Origin of the sequence: Streptomyces griseorubiginosus (genome assembly GCF_017614965.1) — a bacterium.
GTDB classification, from domain to species: domain Bacteria; phylum Actinomycetota; class Actinomycetes; order Streptomycetales; family Streptomycetaceae; genus Streptomyces; species Streptomyces griseorubiginosus_B.
The window spans coordinates 1-1,391 of sequence record NZ_WVUG01000644.1 but is presented as its reverse complement, the minus strand read 5'-3'; the positions used below and the strand labels follow the sequence as shown (position 1 = coordinate 1,391).

The window sequence follows — 1,391 nt, the reverse complement described above, 5'->3', positions numbered from 1 at the left end:
GGGTCAACCGTCGGCCCGTGCCCCCGCTCCCGCACCGCCGCCGCGCCCCGCCGGCGTCGAGCGAACGCGCCGGTCACGGTCCCCTCACCCCCACCATCTCCTCCGGCGACGCCACAGCCTCCTCGCGAACCTCGAAGGGCAGCCCGTGCAGCGCCGGTGGCTTCGCCACGACGGTGACGCGGACCTGGTCGCCTTCCCGGCTGACCGTGACCGACGCGTCGCGCGGGGCGGCTTCACGAACCACCTCGACGACCGCGCCGGCCGGGTCCTGACGGGCGGCCGCCCGTGCCCCGATGCGCGCCGCGTCCACACACTGGATCTGCGCGGCCACCACGAGCAGCCCCCACACCAGCGCCGTCACGAACATCACCAGCACGGGCAGCACCACGGCCGACTCCGCCGTCACGAACCCTCGGTCCGCGTCCCGCCGTTCACGTCCGGGCATCGAGCGCCCGCTTCACGATGGCCTGCAGCTCCGCGCTGACCGCCCCGCTCGTCACCACCTTGTAGAGGACCACCGCGAACGCCACCGCGGCCACGATCCCCATCGCGTATTCGGAGGTCACCATTCCCGCGTCCCTCCGCGCCGCGCGCACCCTGCACACCAGGGCGCGCAGCCGCGCCCGTACCGCCTTGCACATCTCAACCCCCGTGAGGTTCGTTCCTGTTGCTCGATTACTTGCACGACTGCTAGCTCGACTGCTTGCTCAACTGCTGCTTGCTGCTACCTGCTTGCTGTCCCGCCGTCAGCCACCACCTCCTCCCCCCAGCACTCCGCCCGCGAGCCCGATCACCACGGGCAGTACGCCGACCGCGATGAACGCGGGCAGAAAGCACAGCCCCACCGGCACGGTGACCATGACGGCCGCGCGTCTGGCTCGTTCGGTCGCGGCGCGGGCCCAGTCGGCGCGGGCCTCGGTCGCCAGCCGGGCCACCGGTGCGGCGGCCGGGAGACCGGACACGTCGGCCCGTTCCAGGAGCCGCGCCAGGGGCTGCGCACCCGGCAGAGCGCCCAACCTCCGCCACGCCTCCGCCGGTTCACCCCCGAGCCGTACCTCGGCCGCGCCCCGCGCCAACGCGTCACCGACCACTCCGCCCAGGGCCTCGCCCACCGCCTGCGCCGCGACCACCGGAGCGGCCCCCGCCGCGATGCAGGCCGCCAACAGATCGGAGGCGAGCGGCAGTTGCCCGACCGCCTTGGCCGCGTCGACCGCCTCCGCGACAGCGACCGCACCCTGCCGACGGCGCCACCCCCACAGCCCGGCTCCTGCGACCGACCCGACCGCGAATCCGGCCACTCCGCCGACCAGCACCCACCCGGCGACCACCACCGCGGCTACCGGCGCCCACCTCCGTGCGACCTCACCGACCTCGAACCGAGGCCCGCCCAC

The 1,391-nt window shown here is 74.5% G+C and carries 3 protein-coding genes; all 3 read right to left on the bottom strand.

Annotation, left to right across the window (positions count from 1 at the left end):
* Positions 1–73: 73 nt before the first annotated feature.
* Positions 74–445, bottom strand: a complete 372-nt coding sequence (locus GRC12_RS44455) for a TadE family type IV pilus minor pilin (RefSeq protein ID WP_208786098.1) — start codon at positions 443–445, stop codon at positions 74–76.
* Positions 432–641, bottom strand: a complete 210-nt coding sequence (locus GRC12_RS44450) for a DUF4244 domain-containing protein (RefSeq protein WP_208786097.1) — start codon at positions 639–641, stop codon at positions 432–434. The genes GRC12_RS44455 and GRC12_RS44450 overlap by 14 nt, the downstream gene beginning before the upstream one ends.
* Positions 642–746: 105 nt before the next feature.
* A partial coding sequence (locus tag GRC12_RS44445; protein ID WP_244374711.1) for a type II secretion system F family protein occupies positions 747–1,391 on the bottom strand: 645 nt, incomplete at its 5' end.

Excerpts from the sequence above, each read along its gene's own strand:
- GRC12_RS44450 (WP_208786097.1), bottom strand. The coding sequence starts at position 641 with ATGTGCAAGGCGGTACGGGCGCGGCTGCGCGCCCTGGTGTGCAGGGTG.
- GRC12_RS44455 (WP_208786098.1), bottom strand. The coding sequence starts at position 445 with ATGCCCGGACGTGAACGGCGGGACGCGGACCGAGGGTTCGTGACGGCG.